General features: G+C 69.1%; 25 protein-coding genes and 3 pseudogenes. 19 read left to right on the plus strand and 9 right to left on the minus strand.

The features are described from left to right. Positions 1-110: 110 nt before the first annotated feature. Complete coding sequence (locus tag GEM_RS12780) at positions 111-1,328, minus strand: Bcr/CflA family multidrug efflux MFS transporter (RefSeq protein ID WP_014897809.1); 1,218 nt, start codon at positions 1,326-1,328, stop codon at positions 111-113. Between the two features lie 246 nt (positions 1,329-1,574). Here GEM_RS12780 and GEM_RS12785 point away from each other — a divergent pair, with 246 nt between their 5' ends. From GEM_RS12785 to GEM_RS12825, 9 genes are all read left to right on the plus strand, one after another. Further along, entirely contained in the window at positions 1,575-2,027 is a 453-nt protein-coding gene (locus GEM_RS12785) for a hypothetical protein (protein WP_014897810.1), read from the plus strand. A gap of 179 nt (positions 2,028-2,206) precedes the next feature. Beyond that, on the plus strand, positions 2,207-3,490 hold the full coding sequence (gene hemL, locus GEM_RS12790; protein ID WP_014897811.1) for a glutamate-1-semialdehyde 2,1-aminomutase: 1,284 nt from the start codon (positions 2,207-2,209) through the stop codon (positions 3,488-3,490). Positions 3,491-3,505: 15 nt separating this feature from the next. Beyond that, a complete protein-coding gene (gene ribD, locus GEM_RS12795) occupies positions 3,506-4,627 on the plus strand; it encodes a bifunctional diaminohydroxyphosphoribosylaminopyrimidine deaminase/5-amino-6-(5-phosphoribosylamino)uracil reductase RibD (RefSeq protein ID WP_014897812.1) in 1,122 nt (373 codons plus the stop codon). A 14-nt stretch (positions 4,628-4,641) separates the two neighbouring features. Next, positions 4,642-5,271: a riboflavin synthase gene (locus GEM_RS12800; RefSeq protein WP_014897813.1), complete on the plus strand. Its 630-nt coding sequence runs from the start codon at positions 4,642-4,644 to the stop codon at positions 5,269-5,271. 394 nt (positions 5,272-5,665) lie between these two features. Beyond that, positions 5,666-6,184, plus strand: coding sequence for a DUF1993 domain-containing protein (locus tag GEM_RS12805; RefSeq protein ID WP_014897814.1), 519 nt, complete (start codon positions 5,666-5,668; stop codon positions 6,182-6,184). A 143-nt stretch (positions 6,185-6,327) separates the two neighbouring features. Further along, entirely contained in the window at positions 6,328-7,470 is a 1,143-nt protein-coding gene (ribBA, locus tag GEM_RS12810) for a bifunctional 3,4-dihydroxy-2-butanone-4-phosphate synthase/GTP cyclohydrolase II (protein WP_014897815.1), read from the plus strand. Between the two features lie 53 nt (positions 7,471-7,523). Continuing rightward, a complete protein-coding gene (gene ribH, locus GEM_RS12815; protein WP_014897816.1) occupies positions 7,524-8,039 on the plus strand; it encodes a 6,7-dimethyl-8-ribityllumazine synthase in 516 nt (171 codons plus the stop codon). After that, the gene (gene nusB, locus GEM_RS12820) at positions 8,036-8,473 is read left to right on the plus strand and encodes a transcription antitermination factor NusB (protein ID WP_014897817.1); all 438 of its coding nucleotides are present in this window, start codon (positions 8,036-8,038) and stop codon (positions 8,471-8,473) included. Before ribH ends, nusB begins: the two co-directional genes overlap by 4 nt. A 65-nt stretch (positions 8,474-8,538) precedes the next feature. Beyond that, complete coding sequence (locus GEM_RS12825) at positions 8,539-9,735, plus strand: pyridoxal phosphate-dependent aminotransferase (RefSeq protein WP_014897818.1); 1,197 nt, start codon at positions 8,539-8,541, stop codon at positions 9,733-9,735. A 114-nt stretch (positions 9,736-9,849) separates the two neighbouring features. Here GEM_RS12825 and GEM_RS12830 read toward each other — a convergent pair whose 3' ends face one another. After that, complete coding sequence (locus GEM_RS12830; protein WP_014897819.1) at positions 9,850-10,962, minus strand: lytic transglycosylase domain-containing protein; 1,113 nt, start codon at positions 10,960-10,962, stop codon at positions 9,850-9,852. 595 nt (positions 10,963-11,557) lie between these two features. Here GEM_RS12830 and GEM_RS12835 point away from each other — a divergent pair. Continuing rightward, positions 11,558-13,114: a UbiD family decarboxylase gene (locus GEM_RS12835; protein ID WP_014897820.1), complete on the plus strand. Its 1,557-nt coding sequence runs from the start codon at positions 11,558-11,560 to the stop codon at positions 13,112-13,114. A 63-nt stretch (positions 13,115-13,177) separates the two neighbouring features. Further along, positions 13,178-13,849: a LysE family translocator gene (locus GEM_RS12840; RefSeq protein ID WP_014897821.1), complete on the plus strand. Its 672-nt coding sequence runs from the start codon at positions 13,178-13,180 to the stop codon at positions 13,847-13,849. A gap of 114 nt (positions 13,850-13,963) precedes the next feature. On the opposite strand, the gene GEM_RS12845 is transcribed toward GEM_RS12840, so the two are convergent. Next, positions 13,964-14,266 (minus strand): hypothetical protein, encoded by a 303-nt coding sequence (locus tag GEM_RS12845; protein WP_014897822.1) that lies wholly within the window; start codon positions 14,264-14,266, stop codon positions 13,964-13,966. Positions 14,267-14,781: 515 nt separating this feature from the next. On the opposite strand from GEM_RS12845, the gene GEM_RS12850 reads away from it, so the two are divergent. Together GEM_RS12850 and GEM_RS12855 are read left to right on the plus strand one after the other, a co-directional pair. After that, positions 14,782-15,711 (plus strand): Rossmann-like and DUF2520 domain-containing protein, encoded by a 930-nt coding sequence (locus tag GEM_RS12850; protein WP_014897823.1) that lies wholly within the window; start codon positions 14,782-14,784, stop codon positions 15,709-15,711. Between the two features lie 76 nt (positions 15,712-15,787). Next, on the plus strand, positions 15,788-16,351 hold the full coding sequence (locus GEM_RS12855) for a YggT family protein (RefSeq protein WP_014897824.1): 564 nt from the start codon (positions 15,788-15,790) through the stop codon (positions 16,349-16,351). 9 nt (positions 16,352-16,360) lie between these two features. On the opposite strand, the gene GEM_RS12860 is transcribed toward GEM_RS12855, so the two are convergent. Together GEM_RS12860 and crcB are read right to left on the minus strand one after the other, a co-directional pair. Next, positions 16,361-16,711 (minus strand): DUF190 domain-containing protein, encoded by a 351-nt coding sequence (locus GEM_RS12860; protein WP_014897825.1) that lies wholly within the window; start codon positions 16,709-16,711, stop codon positions 16,361-16,363. A gap of 23 nt (positions 16,712-16,734) precedes the next feature. After that, positions 16,735-17,121, minus strand: a complete 387-nt coding sequence (crcB, locus tag GEM_RS12865) for a fluoride efflux transporter CrcB (RefSeq protein WP_014897826.1) — start codon at positions 17,119-17,121, stop codon at positions 16,735-16,737. Positions 17,122-17,536: 415 nt separating this feature from the next. Between crcB and GEM_RS12870 the strand changes: the two genes are divergently transcribed. The 3 genes and pseudogenes from GEM_RS12870 to GEM_RS29940 all read left to right on the plus strand — a co-directional run. Beyond that, positions 17,537-18,748: a S53 family peptidase gene (locus GEM_RS12870; RefSeq protein ID WP_014897827.1), complete on the plus strand. Its 1,212-nt coding sequence runs from the start codon at positions 17,537-17,539 to the stop codon at positions 18,746-18,748. A 51-nt stretch (positions 18,749-18,799) separates the two neighbouring features. Then, positions 18,800-19,009 (plus strand): annotated as a pseudogene (locus tag GEM_RS29935) (Lrp/AsnC family transcriptional regulator); the annotation flags it as partial. After that, positions 19,003-19,356, plus strand: a pseudogene (locus GEM_RS29940) (phosphatase); the annotation flags it as partial. The pseudogenes GEM_RS29935 and GEM_RS29940, both read left to right, overlap by 7 nt. Here GEM_RS29940 and GEM_RS12875 read toward each other — a convergent pair. After that, positions 19,342-20,043: pseudogene (locus tag GEM_RS12875) on the minus strand (SIR2 family NAD-dependent protein deacylase); the annotation flags it as partial. The pseudogenes GEM_RS29940 and GEM_RS12875 sit on opposite strands and share 15 nt — an antisense overlap. A 79-nt stretch (positions 20,044-20,122) precedes the next feature. Further along, complete coding sequence (locus tag GEM_RS12880; RefSeq protein ID WP_014897829.1) at positions 20,123-20,728, minus strand: NUDIX domain-containing protein; 606 nt, start codon at positions 20,726-20,728, stop codon at positions 20,123-20,125. An 81-nt stretch (positions 20,729-20,809) separates the two neighbouring features. Between GEM_RS12880 and GEM_RS12885 the strand changes: the two genes are divergently transcribed. The 3 genes from GEM_RS12885 (at position 20,810) to GEM_RS12895 (ending at position 22,820) form a co-directional block, all read left to right on the plus strand. Continuing rightward, positions 20,810-21,565, plus strand: coding sequence for a DeoR/GlpR family DNA-binding transcription regulator (locus tag GEM_RS12885; protein ID WP_014897830.1), 756 nt, complete (start codon positions 20,810-20,812; stop codon positions 21,563-21,565). Positions 21,566-21,693: 128 nt separating this feature from the next. Next, a complete protein-coding gene (locus tag GEM_RS12890) occupies positions 21,694-22,287 on the plus strand; it encodes a chromate transporter (RefSeq protein ID WP_014897831.1) in 594 nt (197 codons plus the stop codon). Then, positions 22,284-22,820, plus strand: a complete 537-nt coding sequence (locus GEM_RS12895; RefSeq protein WP_014897832.1) for a chromate transporter — start codon at positions 22,284-22,286, stop codon at positions 22,818-22,820. The genes GEM_RS12890 and GEM_RS12895 overlap by 4 nt, the downstream gene beginning before the upstream one ends. Positions 22,821-22,936: 116 nt before the next feature. Here the strand turns inward: GEM_RS12895 and scpB are convergent, their stop codons facing one another. Beyond that, complete coding sequence (gene scpB, locus GEM_RS12900) at positions 22,937-23,746, minus strand: methylmalonyl-CoA decarboxylase (protein ID WP_014897833.1); 810 nt, start codon at positions 23,744-23,746, stop codon at positions 22,937-22,939. Further along, positions 23,743-24,966, minus strand: a complete 1,224-nt coding sequence (locus GEM_RS12905; RefSeq protein WP_014897834.1) for a CaiB/BaiF CoA transferase family protein — start codon at positions 24,964-24,966, stop codon at positions 23,743-23,745. The genes scpB and GEM_RS12905 overlap by 4 nt, the downstream gene beginning before the upstream one ends. Positions 24,967-24,984: the final 18 nt, after the last annotated feature.

A 24,984-nucleotide genomic window follows, 5' to 3' on the forward strand; every position in this document is an offset into this window, starting at 1 on the left:
CGCGACACGGCGCGGGTTGCGGGTGACAGCTCGCCGCCCGCCCGAAAAAAAACGCCACCGGCGCATCGCGCGGTGGCGTTTTTTCATTCTGCGGCCGCGGCCGCCGCGCTTCAGGCGCCCGCTTTCACCGGCCGACCATGCCAGCGCAGCACGAGATAACGCCCGACGAAAACCAGCACGCCGCAGACGCCGATCGTCACGCCCATCGCGAACGGCGTGCCGTCGGCGAGTGCGCCGATCGCGACGCTCGCGAGCGCGCCGAGCGCGAGCTGCATCGCGCCGAACACGGCCGCCGACGCGCCCGCGTTGTGCGGGTAGCGATGCATCAGGTCCGTCGTGCAGTTGGCCGACAGGATGCCGACCACACCGACCACGAAGAACAGGCACACGACGATCGACCACAAGCCGCCCCACCCCGTCAGTGCGACGAGCGCGACCGCGAGCGACGCGATGCCGCTCACGAGCGACGCGGCCGCGATGATGCGCAGCGAACCGATGCGCCCGACGAGCCGCGTGTTGGCGAAGTTGCCGATCATGATCCCGACGACGTTCAGCCCGAACAGCAGCCCGTAGTGCTGCGGCGACACGTGGAAATACTCGATGTAGACGAACGGCGTCGCGGTGATGTACGAGAACATCGACGCGAACGCCATCCCGCCGCACAGCATGTGCCCCCATGCGACCGGATCGGACAGGATGCGCCCATACGATGCGAACGACGCGAGCACGGCCGTGCTCTTGCGCCGCTCCTTCGGCCAGGTTTCAGGCACGCGCAGGTACGCGGTCGCCGCGCACAGCGCGCCGAACGCGGCGAGCACGACGAACACGCCGCGCCAGCCGGCGAAGCGCAGGATCTGGCCGCCGATCAGCGGCGCGAGCAGCGGCCCGACCGCGGTGACGATCGCGACCATCGACAGCACCTTCGCCGCGTCGGTCGGCTCGTGCGCGTCGCGCGCGATCGCGCGGGCGAGCACCGACGCGGCGCCTGCGCCGAGCGCCTGCAGGAAGCGCACGAGGATCAGCATGTCGATCGAGCCCGACACGAAGCAGCCGATGCTCGCGAGCGTAAACAGCGCGATGCCGCCGAGCAGCACCGGGCGGCGGCCCCACGTGTCGGACAGCGGGCCGTACAGCAGCATGCCGATCGAGAAGCCGGCCATGAAACTCGTCAGCGTGCGCTGCGCGGCGCCGGGGCTCACGGAGAAGCCTTGGGCGATCGACGGCAGGCTCGGCAGGTACATGTCGGTGGCGATCGGGCCGCAGGCGGCGAGCGCACCGAGCAACAGGATCAGCCGGGCATCGGGCCGGCGCCGAACGACGTGGGACATGGGTATCCGGAAATGGAGGCCCGCGCGCAGCGGGGCGCGCGTGGCGGTGAAAACGGGGGGGCGGCGCCGCGAACGGCGCCCAGGCACATGATTGTACGCGCAACTTTTTCACGCTTCCCGGCCGGGTGCGGCGCGCGGCCGGGCAGCGTCCGCTCGGCCCGCGGCGCGCCAGGTCCCGGGCGGATTCGATTAAGCTTGCGGCTGCCTGCTGCTCTTGTCAGACCAATTCCACGCACGACCGAACCGATGACCGCTTTCCTGCTGATCTGGAGCCCCAAGAAATGGCCGTGGCCCGAGCTGCCCGACGTCGCCGCGCGCGTCAAGGCCGGCGAGGCCGTGCATGACGTGTGGGGCTGCGGCTTCGCGCGCGGCATCCTGCCGGGTGACCGCGTGTTCCTGCATCGCGTCGCGAAGGAGCCGAAGGGCGTGTTCGGCTCGGGCTACGTCACGCGCGCGCCGTACGAGGTGCCCGACCCGGCGACCAGGCGCGGCTACCGGCTGTGCATCGACTTCGTGTACGACTGGCTGGTCGACGCCCACCAGGACGTCGTGATCCCGCGCGACGCGCTGCGCGTGCATCCGTACTCGGTGCAGACCTGGGAAGCGCAGAGCTCCGGCACGTCGATCAAGCCGATGGTCGAAGGCCCGCTGGAGAAGCGCTGGGCCGAGCTGACCGGCAAGCGCAGGCCGCCGCGATAAACGGGCCGGATCGAGCGCGCACGCCCGGTTCGCGCCGGCCCAATCCCCCACGCGCGCAAAGGCCGCAGACCGCCCGGCAGGCCCGCCACGCGCGTCTCCGGTACAATCAGACGATCGTTCCGCCCAGGCGCCGCGGCCCGTGCACCGGCCCCCGCGCCCTTCTCTCGCAGGTTTCGCTCATGTCCAACAATCAGATCCTCTTCGAACGCGCCCAGAAGACCATTCCGGGCGGCGTCAACTCGCCGGTGCGCGCCTTCCGTTCGGTCGGCGGCACGCCGCGTTTCGTTGCGCGCGCACAAGGCCCGTACTTCTGGGATGCCGACGGCAAGCAGTACATCGACTACATCGGCTCGTGGGGCCCGATGATCGTCGGCCACGTCCATCCGGAAGTGCTGTCCGCCGTGCAGAACGTGCTCGCCGACGGCTTCTCGTTCGGCGCGCCGACCGAGGCCGAGATCGAGATCGCCGAGGAAATCTGCAAGCTCGTGCCGTCGATCGAGCAGGTGCGGATGGTGTCGAGCGGGACCGAGGCCACGATGAGCGCGCTGCGCCTGGCGCGCGGCTTCACGGGCCGCAGCCGCATCGTCAAGTTCGAGGGCTGCTACCACGGCCACGCGGACAGCCTGCTGGTCAAGGCCGGCTCGGGCCTGCTGACGTTCGGCAACCCGACGTCGGCCGGCGTGCCCGCCGACATCGCGAAGCACACGACCGTCCTCGAATACAACAACGTCGCCGCGCTCGAGGAAGCGTTCGGCGCGTTCGGCGACGAGATCGCCGCGGTGATCGTCGAGCCTGTCGCCGGCAACATGAACCTCGTGCGCGGCACGCCCGAATTCCTGAACGCGCTGCGCGCGCTGTGCACGAAGCACGGCGCCGTGCTGATCTTCGACGAAGTGATGTGCGGTTTCCGCGTCGCGCTGGGCGGCGCGCAGGCGTACTACGGCATCACGGCCGACCTCACCTGCCTCGGCAAGGTGATCGGCGGCGGGATGCCGGCTGCCGCGTTCGGCGGCCGCCGCGACATCATGGCCCACCTCGCGCCGCTCGGCGGCGTGTATCAGGCCGGCACGCTGTCGGGCAACCCGATCGCGGTCGCCGCGGGCCTGAAGACGCTGCAACTGATCCAGGCACCGGGCTTCTACGACGCGCTCACCGCGCAGACGAAGCGCCTCGCCGACGGCCTCGCGGCCGAAGCGCGCGCGGCCGGCGTGCCGTTCGCGGCCGACTCGATCGGCGCGATGTTCGGCCTGTACTTCGCCGAGCGCGTGCCGACCAGCTTCGCGGAAGTCACGAAGAGCGACACCGAGCGCTTCAACCGCTTCTTCCACCTGATGCTCGACGAGGGCGTGTACTTCGCGCCGTCCGCCTACGAGGCCGGCTTCGTGTCGAGCACGCACGACGACGCGGTGATCGACGCGACGCTCGCGGCCGCGCGCCGCGCATTCGCGGCACTCGCCGCCTGACCCGGGTCCGCGCGCATGTTCTCGGATACCGATTTCGCCCACATGCAGCGGGCGCTCACGCTCGCGGCGCGCGGCATGTATACGACGGCGCCGAACCCGCGCGTCGGCTGCGTGATCGTCAAGGACGGCAACGTGATCGGCGAAGGCTTCACGCAGCCGGCCGGCCAGGACCACGCGGAAGTGCAGGCGTTGAAGGACGCGCGTGCGCGCGGCCATGACGTCGCCGGCTCCACCGTGTACGTGACGCTCGAGCCGTGCAGCCACTTCGGCCGCACGCCGCCGTGCGCGAACGCGCTGATCGAGGCGCGCGTCGCGAAGGTCGTCGCGGCGATGGAAGACCCGAACCCGCAGGTGTCGGGGCGCGGCCTCGGCATGCTGCGCGACGCCGGCATCGACGTGCGCTGCGGGCTGCTTGCGAACGAAGCGGGCGAACTGAACATCGGCTTCGTGTCACGGATGACGCGCGGCCGCCCGTGGGTGCGGATGAAGACGGCCGCGTCGCTCGACGCGCGCACCGCGCTGCCGTCCGGCGAAAGCCAGTGGATCACCGGCGAGGCCGCGCGCCTCGACGGCCACGCATGGCGCGCGCGCGCATGCGCGATCCTCACGGGCATCGGCACCGTACGCGAGGACAACCCGCTCCTGACCGTGCGCGGCATCGACACGCCGCGCCAGCCGCAGCGCGTGCTGATCGACAGCCGCCTCGACCTGCCGCTCGACGCGCGCTTGCTCGAAGGCGCGCCGCTGCTGATCTTCTGCGGCCGGCTCGACGCCGGCGGCGAAGTGCGCGCGAACGTGCTGAAGTCGCGCGGCGCGGAAATCGTGCCGCTCGCGAATGCGCACGGCAAGGTCGACCTGCCGGCGATGCTGGCGGCGCTCGGCGCGCGCGGCGTCAACGAGCTGCACGTCGAGGCCGGCCACAAGCTGAACGGCTCGCTGCTGCGCGAGCAGTGCGTCGACGAGCTGCTCGTCTATCTCGCGCCGAGCCTGCTCGGCAGCGATGCGGCCGGCATGTTCGACCTTGCCGCGCCGGCCAGCCTCGAGGCCCGCACGCGGCTCGCGTTCCACAGCGTCGAGCGGATCGGCGACGATCTGCGGATCCTGGCGCGACTCGCGCCGCCCCCCGCCTCCCACTGAACGGAGCCGTCACGATGTTTACCGGAATTGTCGCGGCCGTCGGCCGCATCGAATCGATCAACCCGCTCGGCACGACGCCCGACGCGGGCGTGCGGCTGACCGTGCAGGCCGGCGGGCTCGACCTCGCCGATGTCGCGCTCGGCGACAGCATCGCGATCCAGGGCGCGTGCATGACGGTGATCGAAAAGACCGAAGCCGGATTCGACGTCGACGTGTCGCGCGAAAGCCTGAACCGCACGGTCGGCCTCGCGCAGCCCGGCGAAGTGAACCTCGAGAAGGCGCTGCGCGCGCACGACCGCCTCGGCGGGCACATCGTGTCGGGCCACGTCGACGGCCTCGGCACCGTGACGCGCTTCGCGCCGGTCGGCGAATCGCACGAGCTGCGGATCGTCGCGCCGCGCGAGCTGGGCCGCTATCTCGCGTACAAGGGCTCGATCACGGTGAACGGCGTGAGCCTGACCGTCAACACGGTCGACGATCGCGCCGACGGCTGCGAATTCTCGATCAACCTGATCCCGCATACGGTCGAGGTCACGACGCTGCGCCACGTGAAAGCCGGCGACAAGGTCAATCTCGAAATCGACATGATTGCGCGGTATGTCGAGCGGATGATGTCGGCATCGCAGGGCGTGCACCAGGACTGATCGCCCGGTTCCGTCCTGCATACGGAAGGCGGCTGGCGGTTCGGCCCGAGAGGTTGCACGGGCGCCGTGGCCGTCCCGCCTCTTTCCGCCCCGATCCACCGCGCACCGGCCGCCACGCCGATCATGCGCGTCGGCCGGACGGGCGACGCGCCTTTTCCCCCGCGTGCCCGGCCGTCCCGACGCCCATCGCGCCCTCACCGGCCGCCTCACCGGCCGCCTGAAACGACGCCATCCCCTTTGCGCGATCCCCGCGGCTCGTCCCGACACCTGGCCGGACGGCCAACGACGCGCACGGGCGATGCCGTCGCGCTAAGATGCAACGGCAGCGGTTTCGGCGCCGCGACGCACGGCGCGCCGCGTACCGGCTGCCCCTCTTCCACAAGGAGTCGTCCCCATGTCCATCTCGATGTACCAGGCTTCGCTGCCCGTCCTGATCCGCGGCCTCACCAACCTCCAGCACATCCTCGGCAAGGCACAGGCGCACGCGGCCGAGAAACAGATCGACCCGTCGGTGTTCGTCGGCGCACGCCTCTATCCGGACATGCTGCCGCTCGTCCGCCAGGTGTACATCGCGACCGACACGGCCAAGGGCTGCGCCGCGCGGCTCGCCGGCGTCGACATCCCCAGCTATCCCGACGTCGAGCAGAGCTTCGACGAACTGCACGCGCGCATCCAGAAGACGATCGACTACCTGAAGGGTTTCGACGCCGCGCAGATCGACGGCAGCGAAGCGCGCCAGATCGTGCTCAAGATGCGCGTCGGCCCGATCGAGTTCACCGGGCAGTCGTACCTGCTGGACTTCGTGCTGCCCAACTTCTTCTTCCACGTGACGACCGCGTACGACATCCTGCGCCACAGCGGCGTCGAACTCGGCAAGCTCGACTACCTCGGCGGCCGCAACGACCACGCGTGACCCCCGCCCGGGCCCGAGCGGGCCCGCCTCACGGGCCGGTCGCAGCGCTTTCCGGAGCGCTCGCCGGCCGCGCGCAGCCGGTGCCAGCCGAAACGCGGTCAGGCTGGCGTAAAATACGCACTTTCCTCTTTCTCGCCCCCCTTATGACGCTCGCCTCCACGCTCGACATCATCGCGGAGTTGAAAGCCGGCCGGATGGTGATCCTGGTCGACGAAGAAGACCGTGAAAACGAAGGCGACCTCGTGATCGCCGCCGAATTCGTCACGCCGGAAGCGATCAACTTCATGGCCAAATACGGCCGCGGCCTGATTTGTCTGACGTTGACGCAGGAACGCTGCAAGCAGCTGCACCTGCCGCTGATGACCTACCGCAACGGCACCCAGTACGGCACCGCGTTCACGGTCAGCATCGAAGCGGCCGAAGGCGTGACGACCGGCATCTCGGCCGCCGACCGCGCGCACACGATCGCCACGGCGGTCGCGCACGACGTACGCCCCGAGCACATCGTGCAGCCGGGCCACGTGTTCCCGATCATGGCGCAGCCGGGCGGCGTGCTCGTGCGCGCCGGCCACACCGAGGCCGGCTGCGACTTCACCGCGCTCGCCGGCCTCACGCCGGCCGCGGTGATCTGCGAGGTCATCAAGGACGACGGCACGATGGCGCGCCTGCCCGACCTGCTCGAGTTCGCGAAGGAACACGACCTGAAGATCGGCACGATCGCCGACCTGATCCAGTACCGCAGCCGCACCGAATCGATCATCGAGCGGATCGCCGAGCGCACGATGCAGACCGCGCACGGCACGTTCCGCGCGGTGCTGTACCGCGACCAGCCGAGCGGCTCGCCGCACATCGCGCTGGTGCGCGGCACGCCGTCACCCGACGTCGACACGCCCGTGCGCGTGCACGAGCCGCTGTCGGTCCTCGACCTGCTCGAGACCAGCATCTCGACGCACTCATGGACGCTCGACGCGGCAATGCGCGACATCGCGCAGCGCGACCTCGGCGTGATCGTGCTGCTCAACTGCGGCGACACGAAGGAACATCTGATCGACGTCTTCAAGGCGTTCGACGAGGAAGAGAAGGCCGCTGCGCTGAAGCGCCGGCCGGTCGATTTCAAGACGTTCGGCATCGGCGCGCAGATCCTGCGCGATGTCGGCGTCGGCAAGATGCAGGTGCTGTCGAATCCGCGCAAGCTGGGCAGCATGTCCGGCTACGGCCTCGAAGTCACGGGCTTCATTCCGATGCCCGGCGGCGAAGCCAAGTCCTGCCCGGCGTCCAACGCGTAACCCGCCACGGCGCTTTCGCCCTATAACCGTTCATCCACACCACGGACCAGATCATGGAAATCGGACAATACCAACCGAATCTCGAAGGCGACGGCCTGCGTATCGGCATCGTGCAATCCCGCTTCAACGAACCCGTCTGCAACGGCCTCGCCGATGCCTGCGTCGAAGAACTCGAACGCCTCGGCGTCTCCGGTGAAGACGTGCTGCTCGTGTCGGTGCCCGGCGCGCTGGAAATCCCGCTCGCGCTGCAAAAGCTCGCGGAAAGCGGCCAGTTCGACGCGCTGATCGCGCTCGGCGCGGTGATCCGCGGCGAGACGTACCACTTCGAACTCGTGTCGAACGAAAGCGGCGCGGGCATCACCCGCATCGGCCTCGACTTCAACCTGCCGATCGCGAACGCGGTCCTGACGACCGAAAACGACGAGCAGGCCGTCGCGCGCATGACCGAAAAGGGTCGTGATGCCGCACGCGTCGCGGTCGAGATGGCCAACCTGACGATGGCACTCGACCAGCTCGGCGACGAGGACGAAGAAGAAGAGGACGAAGACGACGAAGAGGAGCGCGCATGAAGAAGAGCGCCCGCCGACAATCGCGCGAGCTGGCGACGCAGGGCCTGTATCAGTGGCTGCTGTCGAACGCGTCCTCCGGCGAGATCGACGCGCAACTGCGCGGCGCGCTCGGTTACGACAAGGCCGACAAGGAGCTGCTCGACGCGATCCTGCACGGCGTGATTCGCGAGCATGCGACGCTCGTCGAAGCCCTCACGCCGTCGCTCGACCGTCCGGTCGACCAGCTGTCGCCGGTCGAACGCGCCGTGCTGCTGATCGCGACGTTCGAGCTCACGCATCATGTCGAAACGCCGTACCGCGTGATCATCAACGAAGCAGTCGAACTCGCGAAGACGTTCGGCGGCTCCGACGGCTACAAGTACGTCAACGGCGTGCTCGACAAGCTCGCCGCGAAGCTGCGCCCCGCTGAAACGCAGGCGCGCCGCAACGGCTGATTCCGTGTGTTGACGGGCGCGCAAGCGCCCGTTTTTCGTTCTCCCTCCCCCGCCCCGCCCGACCGATGAATACCACCGCCGATTCGCTCATCACGCTCGCCGCACGCGTCGACGCGATCCAGCCCTTCTACGTGATGGAACTGATGAAGGAGGCACAGCGTCTCGAGTCCTCCGGGCGCGATGTTATCCACATGGGCATCGGCGAGCCGGATTTCACCGCGCCGGAGCCGGTCATCGAGGCGGCCGCGGCCGCATTGCGCCGCGGGGTCACGCAGTACACGAGCGCGCTCGGCATCGCGCCGCTGCGCGAAGCGATCGCCGCGCACTATGCGCGCGCCTACGGCCTCACGATCAGCCCCGAGCGGATCGTCGTGACGGCCGGCGCGTCGGCCGCGCTGCTGCTCGCGTGCCTCGCGCTCGTCGGCCGCGACGATGAAGTGCTGATGCCCGACCCATCGTATCCGTGCAACCGGCACTTCGTCGCGGCGGCCGAAGGCCGCCCGGTGCTCGTGCCGAGCGGCCCGGAAGCCCGCTTCCAGCTCACGGCGGACGACGTCCGCACGCGCTGGGGCAGCCGGACGCGCGGCGTGCTGCTCGCGTCGCCGTCGAACCCGACCGGCACGTCGCTCGAGCCGGACGAGCTCAAGCGGATCGTCGAAGCCGTACGCGCACGCGGCGGCTTCACGATCGTCGACGAGATCTACCAGGGGCTCAGCTACGACGCGGCACCCGTATCGGCGCTGTCGTTCGGCGACGATGTCGTCACCGTGAACAGCTTCTCGAAGTACTTCAGCATGACCGGCTGGCGACTCGGCTGGCTGGTCGTACCGCCCGCCCTCGTCGGCACCTTCGAAAAGCTGTCGCAGAACCTCTTCATCTGCCCGTCGGCGCTCGCGCAGCACGCGGCGCTCGCGTGCTTCGAACCGGCGGCGCTCGATATCTACGAAGCACGCCGTCTCGAATTCAAGCGTCGCCGCGACTTCATCGCACCGGCGCTCGAACGGCTCGGTTTCAAGGTGCCCGTGATGCCGGACGGTGCGTTCTACGTATATGCGCAGTGCGGCGGCGTCGCCCATCCGGCGGCCGGCGACAGCGCGACGCTCACGCAGGCGATGCTGCACGACGCGGGCGTCGTGCTGGTGCCGGGCATGGACTTCGGCGTGCATGCGCCGCGCGACTATATCCGGCTGTCCTATGCGACCGCCTACTCGCGCCTCGAAGAGGCCGTCGAGCGGCTCGCGACGCTGTTCGGCCAGCACTGACGACGTCCGACCCGGCCTTCCGGCCGGCGCGCCGGGTCCTTCGGCCTGCGCAAAAAAGAAAAGGCACCCGAATCGGGTGCCTTTTTGCTTGGGTCCGGCCGGAACCGTGTGGCGTTATGCGCCGAGTTCCGGATGATCGCCGTGCGACTGCTTCGCGGTGTCGACGCTCGCGTCGTCCTGCTTCGGCGCGGCGGACTTCGCGGCGATCGGCTGCGCGGAGTCGAGCGTCGCGTGCACGCGCTTCGCGCCCGCCGCCGCTGCCGTCACGGCCGCGGTGACGATCGGCTTCGACGGCTGGGCCGGCGCCTGCGGCGCGTTGACCGGCACGCTGCGGCCGTGCGCGACGTCGCGCAGGCGGCCGCGCTCGGCCATGACCTTCGAACCGTACACGGTGTCGTCCGGGTTCGTCGAGCCGTTGTACATGCGCAGGCCGTTCGCCAGTGAGCCGCCGCGGGCGATGCAGTCCTTCAGCACCAGCGCGCCGACCTGCAGGTTCGCGATCGGTTGCAGCGCGGTGTCGGTACCGCCGAAATATTCGAACTTGTCGGAGTGGACCTTCGACATGACCTGCATCAGGCCTTGCGCGCCGACGCCGCTTTCCGCGTACGGGTTGAAGCCCGATTCGATCGCCATCACGGACAGCAGCAGCAGCGGATCGAGGCCGACGTCGTGGCCGGTCTGGAACGCGGCCTTGACGAGCTGGCCGAGCGGCTCCTGGGCCACGCGGTAACGGCGCGACAGGTAGGTGGCGACGAGTGCCTGCTGGCGGTTCGACGCGAGTGCACGATCGTCGCGCGCATCGGCCGGCACCCGCTGGGACGGGATCAATTTCGCAAGCGCGACGGGCGACGGGCCGTTGCGGGCCGAATCGGACGCGTCGTTCTGCGCGGCGGCTTCCGGTGCGACGTCGAGGCCGACGGCAAGCGCATCCGGTTCGGGCGCGTCTTCCTGCTGCGGCTGCGCGCCGGCGGGCGCGAAATTCGGCAGCGGATGGCCGGTCAGCAGACGGGCCGGACCCGCCTGCACGGCCGCGGACACGACCGGCATCAGCTTCGCGGCGAGGTCCCCGCGCACGGTCGGCAGCAGCCACAGGGCAAGTGCAACCGCGACAGCAAGACAGCCGACAACGCTGAATAAATGGTGACTGACACGCGTCCCGCGACGCAGCATGTTGCGCACGATTTGCGCATGCTGCTCACTAGGACGCCACGATAACCAAGCGTTCATTCAGATCATCTCCCATGAACATGATTCGTGCGGCTCGCTCAGCTCGATGGCGAGACAGAATACGCGCCGCGGAATCACGACGCCGCGCGCCTTGGTTGGGGCGTGCAGGCATCGGAGAAACGGTATAAGACCGTTCGGGGCCACGGTGTAAGAGGGCCGGCACCTTCGCACATTGGGCGAGGCGGGCATACGCGGTGGCACCCACGCAAAAAACCAGCGTCTGGTGGCGCTGGCTGGGACTACGACTAAGGCCGTCGAATACGCCGTGCAGGTTTCGGCGGACGGTGACGCGCTGCGTCAAAGATCGGTGATTGGCGGCTCGAAGCCTTTTACCCTGCAACCAATGTGAGCGGATTCTAGCAGGGTTTTATAGATCGTCAACACTATAAAACATAAAAATCATAACAAAAAGTAATTTTGAATCGGCCTTCAGATCGTGAGCCCCCTGCCGTAGGGGCTTTGCGCGCGGTCGACTTTTTTCTCCGCCGGGCGTGCGCGCGGCGGCCCGGGTAAAATCGTCGGTCGATTCGGGGCCGCAGCCGGCCGCTGCGCCCGCCCATCGCTGCCCGCCCTGCGGGCGGCCCGGACCTTCTTCATGAAATACAAAGACTTACGCGATTTCATCCAGCGCCTCGAGGCGCTCGGCGAACTGCGGCGCGTCACGCAACCCGTGTCGCCCGTGCTCGAAATGACCGAGCTGTGCGACCGCGTGCTGCGCGCCGGCGGCCCGGCGCTGCTGTTCAACGCACCGCCCGGCAATGCGTTCCCGGTGCTCGGCAACCTGTTCGGCACGCCGCGCCGCGTCGCGCTCGGAATGGGCGTCGATGCGGGCGACGACGCTGCGCTCGGCTCGCTGCGCGACCTCGGGCGGCTGCTGTCCGCGCTGAAGGAACCGGACCCGCCGAAGAGCCTGAAGGACGCCGGCAAGCTGCTGTCGCTCGCGAAGGCCGTGTGGGACATGGCGCCGAAATCGGTGTCGTCGCCGCCATGCCAGGAGATCGTCTGGGAAGGCGCCGACGTCGACCTGAACAAGCTGCCGATCCAGACCTGCTGGCCCGGCGATGCGGGGCCGCTGGTCACGTGGGGCCTGACGGTCACGCGCGGGCCGAACAAGCCGCGCCAGAACCTCGGCATCTACCGCCAGCAGCTGATCGGCCGCAACAAACTGATCATGCGCTGGCTCGCGCATCGCGGCGGCGCGCTCGACTTCCGCGAATTCGCGCTGAAGAACCCCGGCAAGCCGTATCCGGTCGCAGTCGTGCTCGGCGCGGATCCGGCCACGACGCTCGGCGCAGTGACGCCGGTGCCCGACTCGCTGTCCGAGTACCAGTTCGCCGGCCTGCTGCGCGGCAGTCGCACCGAACTCGCGAAGTGCCTGACGCCCGGGGTCGACACGCTGCAGGTGCCCGCCCGCGCGGAGATCGTGCTCGAAGGCTTCATTTATCCGCAGGACGGCACGCCCGGCCCTGCCCCGGCCGGCGCACCGCCGCGTCCGGCCGGCAACGCGGCCGCCGCGTACGAGCACGCGCTCGAAGGCCCGTACGGCGACCACACCGGCTATTACAACGAGCAGGAGTGGTTTCCGGTGTTCACCGTCGAGCGCATCACGATGCGCCGCGACGCGATCTATCACTCGACCTATACGGGCAAGCCGCCCGACGAGCCTGCGGTGCTCGGCGTCGCGCTCAACGAGGTGTTCGTGCCGCTGCTGCAGAAGCAGTTCTCCGAGATCACCGACTTCTACCTGCCGCCGGAAGGCTGCAGCTACCGGATGGCCATCGTCCAGATGAAGAAGAGCTACACGGGCCACGCAAAGCGCGTGATGTTCGGCGTATGGAGCTTCCTGCGGCAGTTCATGTATACGAAGTTCATCGTGGTCGTCGACGAGGACGTGAACATCCGCGACTGGAACGAGGTGATCTGGGCGATCACGACGCGCGTCGACCCCGTGCGCGACACGGTAATGGTCGACAGCACGCCGATCGACTATCTCGATTTCGCGTCGCCCGTCGCCGGCCTCGGCTCGAAGATGGGGCTCGACGCGACCAACAAGTGGCCCGGCGAGACGAACCGCGAATGGGGCCGCCCGATCGAGATGGACGCGGCCGTGAAGGCGCGCGTCGACCGGCTCTGGCAGGAGATCGGTCTATAAGCCCGCGCGCGGCCGGCGCGCGCCGGCCCGTGCATTGAAGGCACCCCGACCCTACGAACGACGATGAGCTTTCCCCCCGCCTCGATGCTGTCCGATGGATTCTTCCTGTCGCTGTCGCTGTGTCTCGACATCGGCCTCGTCAACGTCGCGATGCTGTCGCTGACGCTGTCGCACGGCTTCCGGCCGGGCTTCTGGCTCGGCGTCGGCTCGTGCGTCGGCGATCTCGTCTACGCGGCGCTCGCGCTCGCGGGGATGGCCGTGCTGCTGCAGTTCGAGGCCGTGCGCTGGATCGTCTGGATCGGCGGCGGCGCGGTGCTGCTGTTCCTCACGTGGAAGATGGCGCGCGAAGCGCTCGCGCCGGCCGGCACTGCCGACGACGGCGACGCGGACGACACGCCGCAGCCGCGCGCCAGCGCGCGGCGCAGCTTCCTGCGCGGGATGCTGCTCGCGATGTCGTCGCCGAGCGCGATCCTGTGGTTCGCGGCGGTCGGCGGCGCGCTGATCGCGAAAGCCGGCGCGACCACGCCGGTGACGGCATCGGTGTTCCTGTCCGGCTTCTTCCTCGGCGGCCTCGCGTGGACGCTGTTCATGTGCACGCTCGCGAGCCAGGGCCGCAAGCGCGCGGGCGCGGGGCTGATGCGTGCGTGCCACGTCGCATCGGCGCTGCTGTTCGCGTATTTCTCGTACAGCGTGATCGTCGGCGGCTATCGCGACCTGATTGCCCACGCGGTGTGACCGACGCGCGCCGGCCATGCGCCGGACTGCGGCCCCAATGAAAAACGGCGCAACGCCCCGCGAGGGACGTTGCGCCGTTTTGCCGCGCGCGGTCAGGCCGCCGCGCGGAATGCGTCAACGACGCCAGCCGTGGTGACCCCAGCCGCCGTAACCGTGACGCCAGTACGGACGGCCGTAGTAGCCGTAGCCGCCGTAGCCGCCGACGACCACCGGGGGCGGCGCATAGTAGGCCGGCGCCGGCGCGTAATACACGGGCGGGGGCGGCGCGTAGTACACGGGCGGCGGCGCTGCATACACGGGATAAGCGGGTGCGACCGGGATACCGATGCCGACCCCGATCGACACGTGGGCCTGCGCGGCGCTCGCGGCACCCAGGCCCAGCGCGGCGGCGGCGATGAACGGAATGAGCTTTTTCACTTCGATTCTCCTGCTGGAGCGGTAATTTATGCGCTCCTGACGGCAACGGCGGGCATGCACGTCGCATGGATGCAATGTAGCGAAAACCCGACCCACGCGTATCGCCCATTTGTTGCAAATTGCAATTCGACCGGGCTGCATCCGCCGCGCGGTGCGGCTCGGCCGCCCCGTGAAACCCCTTGCGGGTCGCGCGATTCCGTCCGACCAGCCGGATCGCGACACGCCGCCCGGTCAGTCTTACCGGCTCCGGCGCGCGCAGCGTGAACGCTTCCGTAATCAACGATTACAAATTTGAGACAAGACGCCGACAATTCAAGACGGACAAGGGTCCGGCGTGATTCGGGGCCGGATTCGGCGAGCTTCATGCGACGGCGCGACCACGGCGCGAATCGGCCGGTGGTTCGCGGTGAAGGTCTCCAGGCCGGCACCGCATCGGCATCCAAACTGCCCGTCCGCGGCCACCCCGCCATTCCTGCGATACTGGCGGCTGCCCCGATTTCGCTTCGTGACCCGCCATGCCTCTCCCCGACACTCCCCGCATAGGCTTCATCGGCGCCGGACGCCTCGCGCGCTGCCTTGCGCAGCGTTTTGCGCAGGCCGGCTTTCCGGTCGTCGCGATCGCAAGCCGCACGCACGAATCAGCCACGGCACTCGCCGCACGCATCGACGGTTGCCGCGCGGTCGAAACGCCGCAGCAGGTCGTCGACGCGGCCGACCTGATCTTCCTGACGGTACCCGACGACCATCTCGCGTCCACCGCCGCGGCGCTGCGGTTCGACGCATCGCGCGCGGCAGGCCAGGCGCTCGTCCACTGCAGCGGCGCGTCGGCGGTCGAACTGCTCGATCCGGCGAAACGGGACGGCGCGGCCACCGGCGGGTTCCACCCGCTCTACCTGTTCGGCGGCACGGACGCCGATCTCGCCCGCATCGACGGCTGCTCGGTCACGATCGAAGCCGACGGTGCGCTGCACGCGACGCTGATGCGACTCGCTGCCGCACTCGGCTGCCATCCGCTGTCGATTCCGGCCGGCGGCCGAATGCTCTATCACGCGGCCGCGCATTACGCGGCGAGCTTCGCACTGTGCGGGCTGTCGGAGGCGGTCGAGCTGTGGCGCGGCCTCGGCTTCGACGAGGACGCCGCGCTGCGCGCGCTGCTGCCGATGCTCGCCGGCACGATCGAGACCGCGCGCGACAAGGGCCTCGCCAACGCGCTGTCGGGCCCCGTGTCGCGCGGCGACACCGGGATCGTCGAGCGCCAGCTCGCGCTGCTCGAGGCGCGCGGCGGCGATCACGCGACGCTGTACGCGCTGATGACGCGCCGCGCGGTCGCGCTCGCGGCACAGCGCGCCACGCCGCCGGCTTCGCTGCCGGCACTTGCGCAAGCCGTCGAAACATCGCTCGCGCGCACCGCCGCGCGCCCCTCCCCGCCGCGCGACGAGGCGTGATAAGGTGTCGGCCGATGCGCCGCCATCCGGCGTTGGCGGCCGCACGCTACTCGACTGTATAAAAAGGATGCCAACGATGTTCGGCGAGATCGCCCGTTTTCTGCTCAATACCATCTTCACGCTGTTCGGCGCCGCGCTGATCCTGCGCGTCTGGATGCAGGCCGTCCGCGTGCCGCCGTACAACCCCGTCACGCAGGCCGTGCTGCAGGCGACCAACTGGCTCGTGCTGCCGCTGCGCCGCGTAATCGCGGGCGTGCGCGGCATCGACTGGGCGAGCGTCGTCGCCGCGCTGCTCACCGCGCTGGTCTACGTCGTGTTGATGGTCGTGATGGCCGGCTTCGATCCGGCCTCGGTGATCGCGACGCTCGTCGTGGTCGCGCTGCTCACCGTGGTGAAGTGGGCGCTGAACCTCGTGATCTGGATGACGATCCTGATGGCGCTGCTGTCGTGGCTCAATCCGCGCTCGGCGGCGATGCCGATCCTCTACCAGCTCACCGCGCCGTTCCTGAACCCGCTGCGCCGCATCATCCCGAACCTGGGCGGCATCGACCTGTCGCCGATCCTGCTGTTCGTGATCGTGCAGGTACTGCTGATGATCGTCACGCGCGCCGCCGTGTCGCTGACGATGTTCGGCATCTGACGCATCGCGCTACGCTGCCGGCCCGCGCGCCGGCGGCGCCCCGAGCGTGTCGATCACGCCGAAGCGCGCGGGCATCATTGCGTAGCACACCCGAACTTTCTCGTGCGACAGCCGCTCGAGCAATCGCTGCGCCTCGTCCTCGGTGACGATGAATTCGACCTCGATCGCAAGCGAACCCTGCAGCTCGAAAAAGCGATCCTCGTGCAGCACGCGATGCTGGCCGAAACCCGCCATCGCGCGAAACGCGGAACCGCCCGCGACGCCCATCCGGTTCGCTTCCTCCAGCAACCACTCCCATAGCGGCTTCCAGTGCAGCCGGTGCTGTTCGTGCACGTAGAAGCGCAAGAAGACCCTGTCCATCGCCTCCTCCGGTGCCGGCGCGCTCAGGCGGCCACGAACCACGCGCGCGCGGTCCACATGCCGAGCGCCGTCAGCGTGAACGATCCAGTCAAGTGTAGGGCAGCCACCGCGAACGCCCATCCGAATTCGCCCTGCATCGCGTGCGCCATCACTTCGGCCGAATAGGTCGAGAAGGTCGTGAGGCCGCCGAGGAAGCCCGTGATCACGAACAGCCGCCACTCGGGCGGCAGCCCGACGCGGGTCGTGAACACGACGGCAGCGATACCGATCACGTAGCCGCCGATCAGGTTCGCGGCGAGCGTGCCGAGCGGCACGGCGGGAAAGAACTCGTTGAGCGCAAGGCTCAGGAACCAGCGCAGCAATGCGCCGAGCCCGGCGCCGACGAAGATCGCGACCATCGAATAGAACAAGGGAACTCCTCGCTGACGGCGCCGCAGGGCAGGTGCGGCCTACGCCGAACTGTATGCGGAATTGCGCCGCGCCGGCAATGCCGGGAAACCGGGCCGGCGTGCGCCGGATCGCGTCGTGCCGGCAGCATGCATTCGATTAATCCCGCGCGCGCAGCGCAATCGATATTTGCCATCGCATTACACTGGACATTACAAATCAATCTATAAAAACAGATTATTTGTCAGCTTTGAAAATCCCTTGAACCGATTTATCCGGCTCGCCCGTCAATCCCGTAGACGCCATGTCTCACGGGCGTTACACGTACTTTCCCTTATCAGACATTCCCGCATTCAGCCGATATTTGATGCAATCGGCATTGCCGATTTCGTAGAATTGTTTCGCCCCCTTACTCCATCGACATGGAGATTCGAAAAAATGAACAATATCCGCCCGTCTTCCATGTTGATTGCGGCGCTGTGCGCGTCGCTGCTCGCATCGACCGTCGCGCTCGCCGACGACAACGGAGCACCGTCCTACGTCGAAGGCAACCGCGCGCCGAAAGGGTTCGCGCGCCCGCCGTTTCATACGAAGCCACGCGCGAGCACGGCCACGGTAGCCGGCCTCACGCCCGCTCTCGCACGGCATGCGTACGGATTCGACACGCTCGCCAACCAGGGCGACGGGATGGTCGTCGCGATCGTCGACGCGTACGACGACCCGCGGATCGAGGCTGATCTCGGCGTGTTCAGCAATGCGTTCTCGCTGCCGGCCTGCACCACATCGAACGGCTGTTTCACCAAGGTGTACGCGCGCAGCGTGCGGCCCAGGGCCGATTCCGGCTGGTCGCTCGAGATGTCGCTCGACGTCGAATGGGTACATGCGATCGCGCCAAAAGCGCGGATCGTGCTCGTCGAGGCCGCGTCCGCCAGCTTCAGCGACCTGCTGGCCGCGGTCGACGTCGCGGTCAAGCGCGGCGCATCGGTCGTGTCGATGAGTTTCGGCGGCAACGAATTCAGCAGCGAGACCAGCTATGACAGCCACTTCAACGTGTCGGGCGTCACCTTCGTCGCGTCGTCCGGCGACAGCGGCACCGGCACCGAGTACCCGGCGGCTTCGCCGTACGTGGTGGCGGTGGGCGGCACGACGTTATCCACCGACGCGTCCGGCAACTACGTCGGCGAAGCGGCATGGAGCGGCAGTGGCGGCGGCGTGAGCACCGGCGAGGCCGAGCCGGCCGGCCAGAGCGGCTGGCCGATTCCGGTGGCCGGCAAGCGCGGCGTGCCCGACGTCAGCTACGACGCAAATCCGTCGAGCGGTTTCGCGGTGTACGACTCGGTCACCTATCAAGGGCAGGCGGGCTGGTTCCAGGTCGGCGGCACGAGCGCGGGTGCGCCGCAATGGTCGGCGCTCGTCGCAATCGCGAATTCGCTGCGCACGGCCGCCGGCAAGAGCCGGTTGAGCGGCACCTACGACGCGCTCTACACGGTCGGGAAAGCCGCCTACGGCAGCGACTATCACGACGTGACGACCGGGTCCAACGGCAACTGCGGCAGTGTCTGCAGCGCGGCGGGCGGCTACGACTACGTGACGGGCCTCGGGTCGCCGGCCGCGTCGTCGCTCGTCCCGGCGCTCGTCGCCCGGCCGTAAGCGCGCGGCCGCCGTCGGGCGGCCCGCCGCGCGGCGCTCAGCCGCCGCGCCATGCGGATCCTCCGGCACCTCGAACAGGACGGACGCATCAGCAATCAGGACCTCGCGAACGCGGTCGCACTGTCGCCGTCGGCATGCCTGCGGCGCGTGAAGCTGCTCGAGGAGCGTGGCGCGATTTCGGGGTACCGCTGCACGATCGAGCCGAAGAAGGTCGGTGTCGCGTTCGAGGCGCTCGTGCATGTGTCGATGCGGCCGGACGTGCCGCCCGTGCGCAGGCGATCGCCGCGCAGCTCGAGACGCTCGGCATCCCCGGCGCGTACGACGGCGCGCTGAAATACGTATCGAATCCCGACCTGATCTCGCGCACCCATTTCGCGCGCTTCCTGGTCGAGAACGGCCATGCTGCCTCGACTTCCGACGTGTTCGATCGCCTGCTCGGCGATGGCAAGCCCGGGTTCGTCCCGCACCGCTGGGCGGCGCTGTCTGATGCGGTCGCATGGATTCGTGGCGCGGGAGGCGAGGCCGTGGTCGCGCATCCGGGGCGCTACCGCTACACGCCGGTCGAATTCGACGCGTTCTTCGGCGAGTTCATCGATCTCGACGACCGCGACCCAGCCGGCCCGCGCGATCCAGTCCTGCAGTGCGCGCTCCTGCGCGTCGTAGCGTTCGCCGAGCCAGCCGTCGTCGCCGAACATCAGGATGTTCGGCCGCGCGAGGCCGCCGCAACGCGGGCAGCGCGGCGGCTCGCCGACCAGCCGGCACGCGGCCGCGTCGACCTCGGGCGTGAACGGCGCAGCGTCCCACATGTCGTCCGAACAGGGCCGCAGGCACTGCATCGAATGAATCGAGCCGTGGATCTCGGCGATCCGCGCCGGATCGAAACCGGCCTTCTGGAACTGGCCGTCGACATTGCTCGTCAGCACGAAACCGCCGTTCGGCATCGCCTCCATCCAGCGCCGCAGGATCGCGAAGCCCGCGTACGGCAAGGTCTGCCGGTAGAGCGCGAGACGATGTCCATAAAATCCCCACGCGAGTTGCGGATGCGCGCGGAACGCCTGCGGCGACGCAATCTCGTGGAACTCGACACGCTCGTGACGCAGCGCCGGGTACGCGCGCCAGAAGCCGTCCGTGCCGCGGAAATCGGGCAGCCCCGAATCGACGCCGATGCCCGCGCCGGCCGTCACGAGCAGCGCGTCGGCGCGCGCGAGGGCGTCGACGGCGGACGCGACCAGGTGGGCAGGCAGCGGCGCGGCGGCGCCGGAGTCGGTGGAGTCGGGCGAAGCAGAAAGCGGCATGATGGCGGAGCGGTAGCGTCGAACGGTGCGCGAGGGGCGTCGCGCGATCATACGCCCGTTCGCGCGCCGCGCCGCGGCATCACGCCCTGGAGGCGCGCGCGAGCGCGGCTTCCCGCAGCGCGACGTACTGCAGCAGCATGATCGTCTTCGCGTCGACGATCTCGCCGCGCTCGACGGCATCCAGCGCCGCGCGCAGCGGCATCTCGACGACCTCGAGATCCTCGCCCTCCTCCGCGACCCCGCCGCCGTCGCCGGTGCGCAGCGACGCATCGTATTCGCCGACGAAGAAATGCAGCTTCTCCGTCACCGAGCCCGGGCTCATGAACGCCTCGAACACCTTGCGCACGCCGCGCACGCGATAGCCGGTTTCCTCCTCGGCCTCCGCGCGAATGCGCGCGTCGGGCGTCGCATCATCGAGCAGCCCGGCGGCGGCTTCGAGCAGCATCCCGTCGTGCCCGTTGACGAACGCCGGCATCCGGAACTGGCGCGTGAGCAGCACGTCGCCGGTCGCGGCATTGCGCAGCAGGATGGTTGCACCGTTGCCGCGATCGTAGGTCTCGCGGCTCAGGCGCTGCCACGTGCCGTCGCGGCGCAGGAAATCGAACGTCACCTTCTTCAGCACATACCAGTCATCGGACAGCACCGTCGTATCGACGATGCGGACTCGGTCCCGCGTTGCAGCCATGGCAGCCTCCGGTTCGACAACAGACGGCGCCCATGGTAACGTGCAGATTCGTGCAATTTCAAGAAGTTTCGTGCAAACACGATGCTGACCACCCAACGCAAGAAAGCGATCCTCGATGCGCTCGCGCGCGATGGCCAGGTGCTGGCCGTCGAACTGAGCGCACGCTTCGACGTGTCCGAAGACACGATCCGCCGCGACCTGCGCGAGCTGGCGGCCGAAGGCCTGCTGCAGCGCGTACACGGCGGCGCGCTGCCGGCGTCGCCGGCCGTCGCGCCGTTCGCGCAGCGCGAGGCGCTCGAAACCGCGGAAAAGCGGCGTATCGCACGCCGGGCCGCGCAGATGATCGCGCCCGGGCAGGTCGCGATCGTCGACGGCGGCACGACCTCGGCGCTGCTCGTCAGCCAGCTGCCGCCCGACCTGCGCGCGACGATCGTCACGCACAGCCCGAGCGTCGCCGTCGCGCTGGCCGCGCATCCGTCGATCGACGTGATCCTGATCGGCGGGCGGTTGTACAAGCACTCGATCGTCGCGGTGGGCGCTGCGGCGATGGAAGGCATCTCGCGCATCCACGCGGACCTGTACTTCATGGGTGTCACCGGCGTGCATCCGGTCGCGGGGCTGAGCACCGGCGACTTCGAGGAAGCGGCGATCAAGCGCGCGCTGGCCGAACGCGCCGGCGAGACGGTCGTGCTGGCGTCGCAATCCAAATTGCGGGCGGCGTCGCAGTTCGTGATCGGCGAGCTCGCGCTCGCGCAGGCCATCGTGGTCGAACGGGAAACCGAAGCGGCACTGATCGAGCCGATCGAGGCCGCGGGCGTGACAGTCGTGCGGGCCTAGCAGCGCGACAGCTGCGGCGGCAGCGCCCGCGGTGACGTGCTGTCGGCGTCGCCGATCCGGTGTCAGCGTGCCGACAGGTGTCGCTTGTTACCATGGGCGACTGCCCACCGCCGCACCCAGCCCAGCCGATGCTCCCGTCCTCCGCACCGCCCCCGCCTGCGCCACCGCCCGGCGTGCTCGCGCTGTTCGTCGCGTTCGCGCAGATCGGCCTGACCAGCTTCGGCGGCGGGCTGAGCGGGCGCATGATGCGCGACTTCGTGCACGAGCGGCGCTGGCTCGACGAAGAGGCGTTCCTCAACGGCCTCGCACTGTCGCAGGCGCTGCCGGGCGTCAACGTGAAGAACCTCGCGATCTGGATCGGCTACCGGCTGGCCGGATGGCGCGGCGCGGTAGCCGGCTTCACCGGCATCATCGCACCGCCGGCCGTGCTGATCGTGCTGTTCGGCGTCGCGTTCTCGACCCTGACGCGCTTTACGCTCACGCATGTCGCGCTTGCGGGCGCGGCCGCCGCGGCGATCGGGCTGTCGATCGCGATGGCGATCACCGCGGTGCGCCGGCTACCGCGCCGCGCGCTGCCGTTCGCGGTGATGACGCTCACGTTCGTGTCGGTGGCGGTGCTGCACTGGCCGCTCGTATGGACCGTGCTGATCGGCGGCACGCTGAGCGTCGCGCTCGAATACCGCCGCGCGGCCACCGCCACCGCCGGGAGCGACGACCGATGACCGCGTCGTCACGCTACGCCGCGCTGTTCGGCGTATTCGCGCCGCTGTCGATCGCGACGATCGGCGGCGGACAGGCGATCATCGCCGACATCCAGCGGCAGGTCGTCGACGTGCATCACTGGATGACGGCCACGCAGTTCGTCAACGACTTCGCGATCGCGCGAATGGCGCCGGGCCCCGGCTCGCTGCTCGCGACGCTGATCGGCTGGCAGGTGGCGGGCTTCTGGGGCGCGGTGATCGCGACGCTCGCGCTGTTCGGGCCGACCGCGTTCCTGATCTACGGCGTCGCGCATCTGTGGCGACGGCATCAGGGCGCGCGCTGGCAGGTCGCGCTCGAAGCCGGCCTGCGCCCGGTCGCGGCCGGGATGATCCTCGCGTCGGTGTGGGTGCTGCTGCAGGCGCTCGACGGCGGCTGGCCCGCACGGGCGATCGCGGTCGCATCGACCCTATGTGTGATGGCCACGCGCATTCACGCGCTGGTGCTGATCGCCGTGGGCGCGTTGCTGCTGGTCGGCGTGCACGCGATCGGCTGACGGCACATGCCGGCTCGGCGCGCGTCGCGACGACACGAACGCCGATGCCGCCGTTTGACGCCGACGACGCGCCTCGTCGCCGCCGATCGCACGCACAGGTCGTATCGCAACGCGACCTAGGCACCGCGAAACACCGGCGCACGCCGCTCCGCAAACGCACGCAGACCTTCGTCGAAATCCGCGCCTTCGCACGCCTGCCGGCGCAGCTCCGCGATCCGCTCGAACGCGTCGGCCGGCACCGGTCGCGCGTCCTGCAGCACGCGCAACTGCTCCTTCACCGCGTGCACCGCGAGCGGCGCCTTCGCGGCAATCGTGCGCGCGACGTCGAGCGCGGCCTCGTCGACGCCGCCGGCTTCCGCGAGCCGGTTCACGAGCCCGTGATGCGCGGCGCGCTCCGCATCGAGTGGCTGCGCGCAGAAGAACATCTCCTTCAGCACGTGGATCGGCAGGTTGTCGTAAAAGCGCAGCAGGCCGCTCGTCGAATACGGCAGGCCGATGTTCGCGGGCGTCATCGCGAAACGCGCGCCACGTTCCGCGACGACGATGTCGCAACTCATCACGAGATCGACCGCCCCGCCCCACGCGGAACCCGCGACCGCCGCGATGACCGCGCCCGGGTAGGTCCGCACGCGCCGCAGCGCGCGCTCGAGCGGCTTGCCGTACGCCAGCGGATCGCGGTCGTCGGCGAGTTCGCGCAGGTCGTGGCCCGCGCTCCACACGTCGCCGCTGCCGTCATTCGACAGGATCACGACGGGCGGCGGACGGTGCGCGGCCAGCGCGTCGAGGAACGTCACGAGCTGATCGAGCAGCGGCGCATCGAGCGCATGACGTCGCGCGGGATTGGCGAACCGGACGCGCGCGATGCGTTCACCGGTCATGTCGACCGTCACGCCGGACGGCGCCGCCGGTTTGGTCAGGTCGCTCATTGCACGGCCTCCGCTACGGCTTCTGCCTGGAAGATTGCGCGCGCGGCCAGCAACGCATCGATCGCGGCGGCGTCGTAGCCCGCGTCGCGCAGCACGTCGACCGTATGCTCGCCGAGCAGCGGCGGCGCATGGCGCGTGCGCGGCGCCGGCCCGTCGTCGCACATCCCGCCGAGCGGCGTGACCACCTGGCGCAGCGTCCCGAGCGTCGGATGCGCGACCGGTTCGACGAGCCCGCAGTGCGCGAGTTGCGGATCGGCGAACACTTCGTCGAGCGTATGGATCGGTCCGGCCGGCAGCCCGGCCTCGACGAAGCGCTGCGTCCATTCGCGCTTGCTGCGCGTGCGCAAGCGGCTTTCGAGCAGCGCCTTCAACGCGTCGCGGTTCGCGACCCGCGCATCGTTGGTCGCGAAGCGCGGATCGTTCGGCAACTCGGGCAGGTCGAGCAACTGGCACAAGCGCAGCCACATGTCGGTCGTGATCGGTGCGAGGTTCAGCGGCCCGTCGGCCGTCTCGAACACGCCGTACGGTGCGATCACCGCGTGCGCGTTGCCGGTGCGGCGCGGCACGTCGCCGAGGCTCAGGTAACGCTGCCCGTGCACGCTCAGCAGCGCGACCAGGCTTTCGAGCAGCGACGTGCCGACATGCTGGCCGCGCCCCGTGCGCTCGCGCTCGTACAGCGCGGCGACGACGCCCGTCGCGACCCACATCCCCGAACTGAGATCGCCGATCGCGGTACCGGTGCGGGTCGGCTCGCCATCCGGAAAACCGGTGAGGCTCATCAGCCCCGCGTAACCCTGCGCGATCTGGTCGAAGCCCGGCCAGTCGCGCAGCGGGCCGCGCGGGCCGAACGCGGTGACGCTGCCCATCACGAGCCGCGGATCCTGCGCGCTCAGCGTGTCGTAGCCGAGCCCCATCGCGTCCATCGTGCCGGCCTTGAAGTTCTCGATCACGACGTCGGCCTGCGCGATCAGCCGGCGCACGACATCGATCCCGGCCGGCTGCCGCAAATCCACGCAGATGCCGCGCTTGTTGCGATTGCAGGACAGGTAGTACGTGCTCACGCCGCGATCGAACGGCCCCCAAGCGCGGCTCATGTCGCCGTTCGGGCCCGACTCGACCTTGATGACGTCGGCGCCGAGATCGGCGAGCACCATCGAGCAGAACGGCCCCGACAGCGCGCGACTCAGATCGACGACCCTGATTCCTTGTAATGCCTGCATTCCGGACTCCTGATATTG

Source organism: Burkholderia cepacia GG4 (genome assembly GCF_000292915.1).
In the GTDB taxonomy this organism is placed as follows: Bacteria; Pseudomonadota; Gammaproteobacteria; order Burkholderiales; family Burkholderiaceae; genus Burkholderia; species Burkholderia cepacia_D.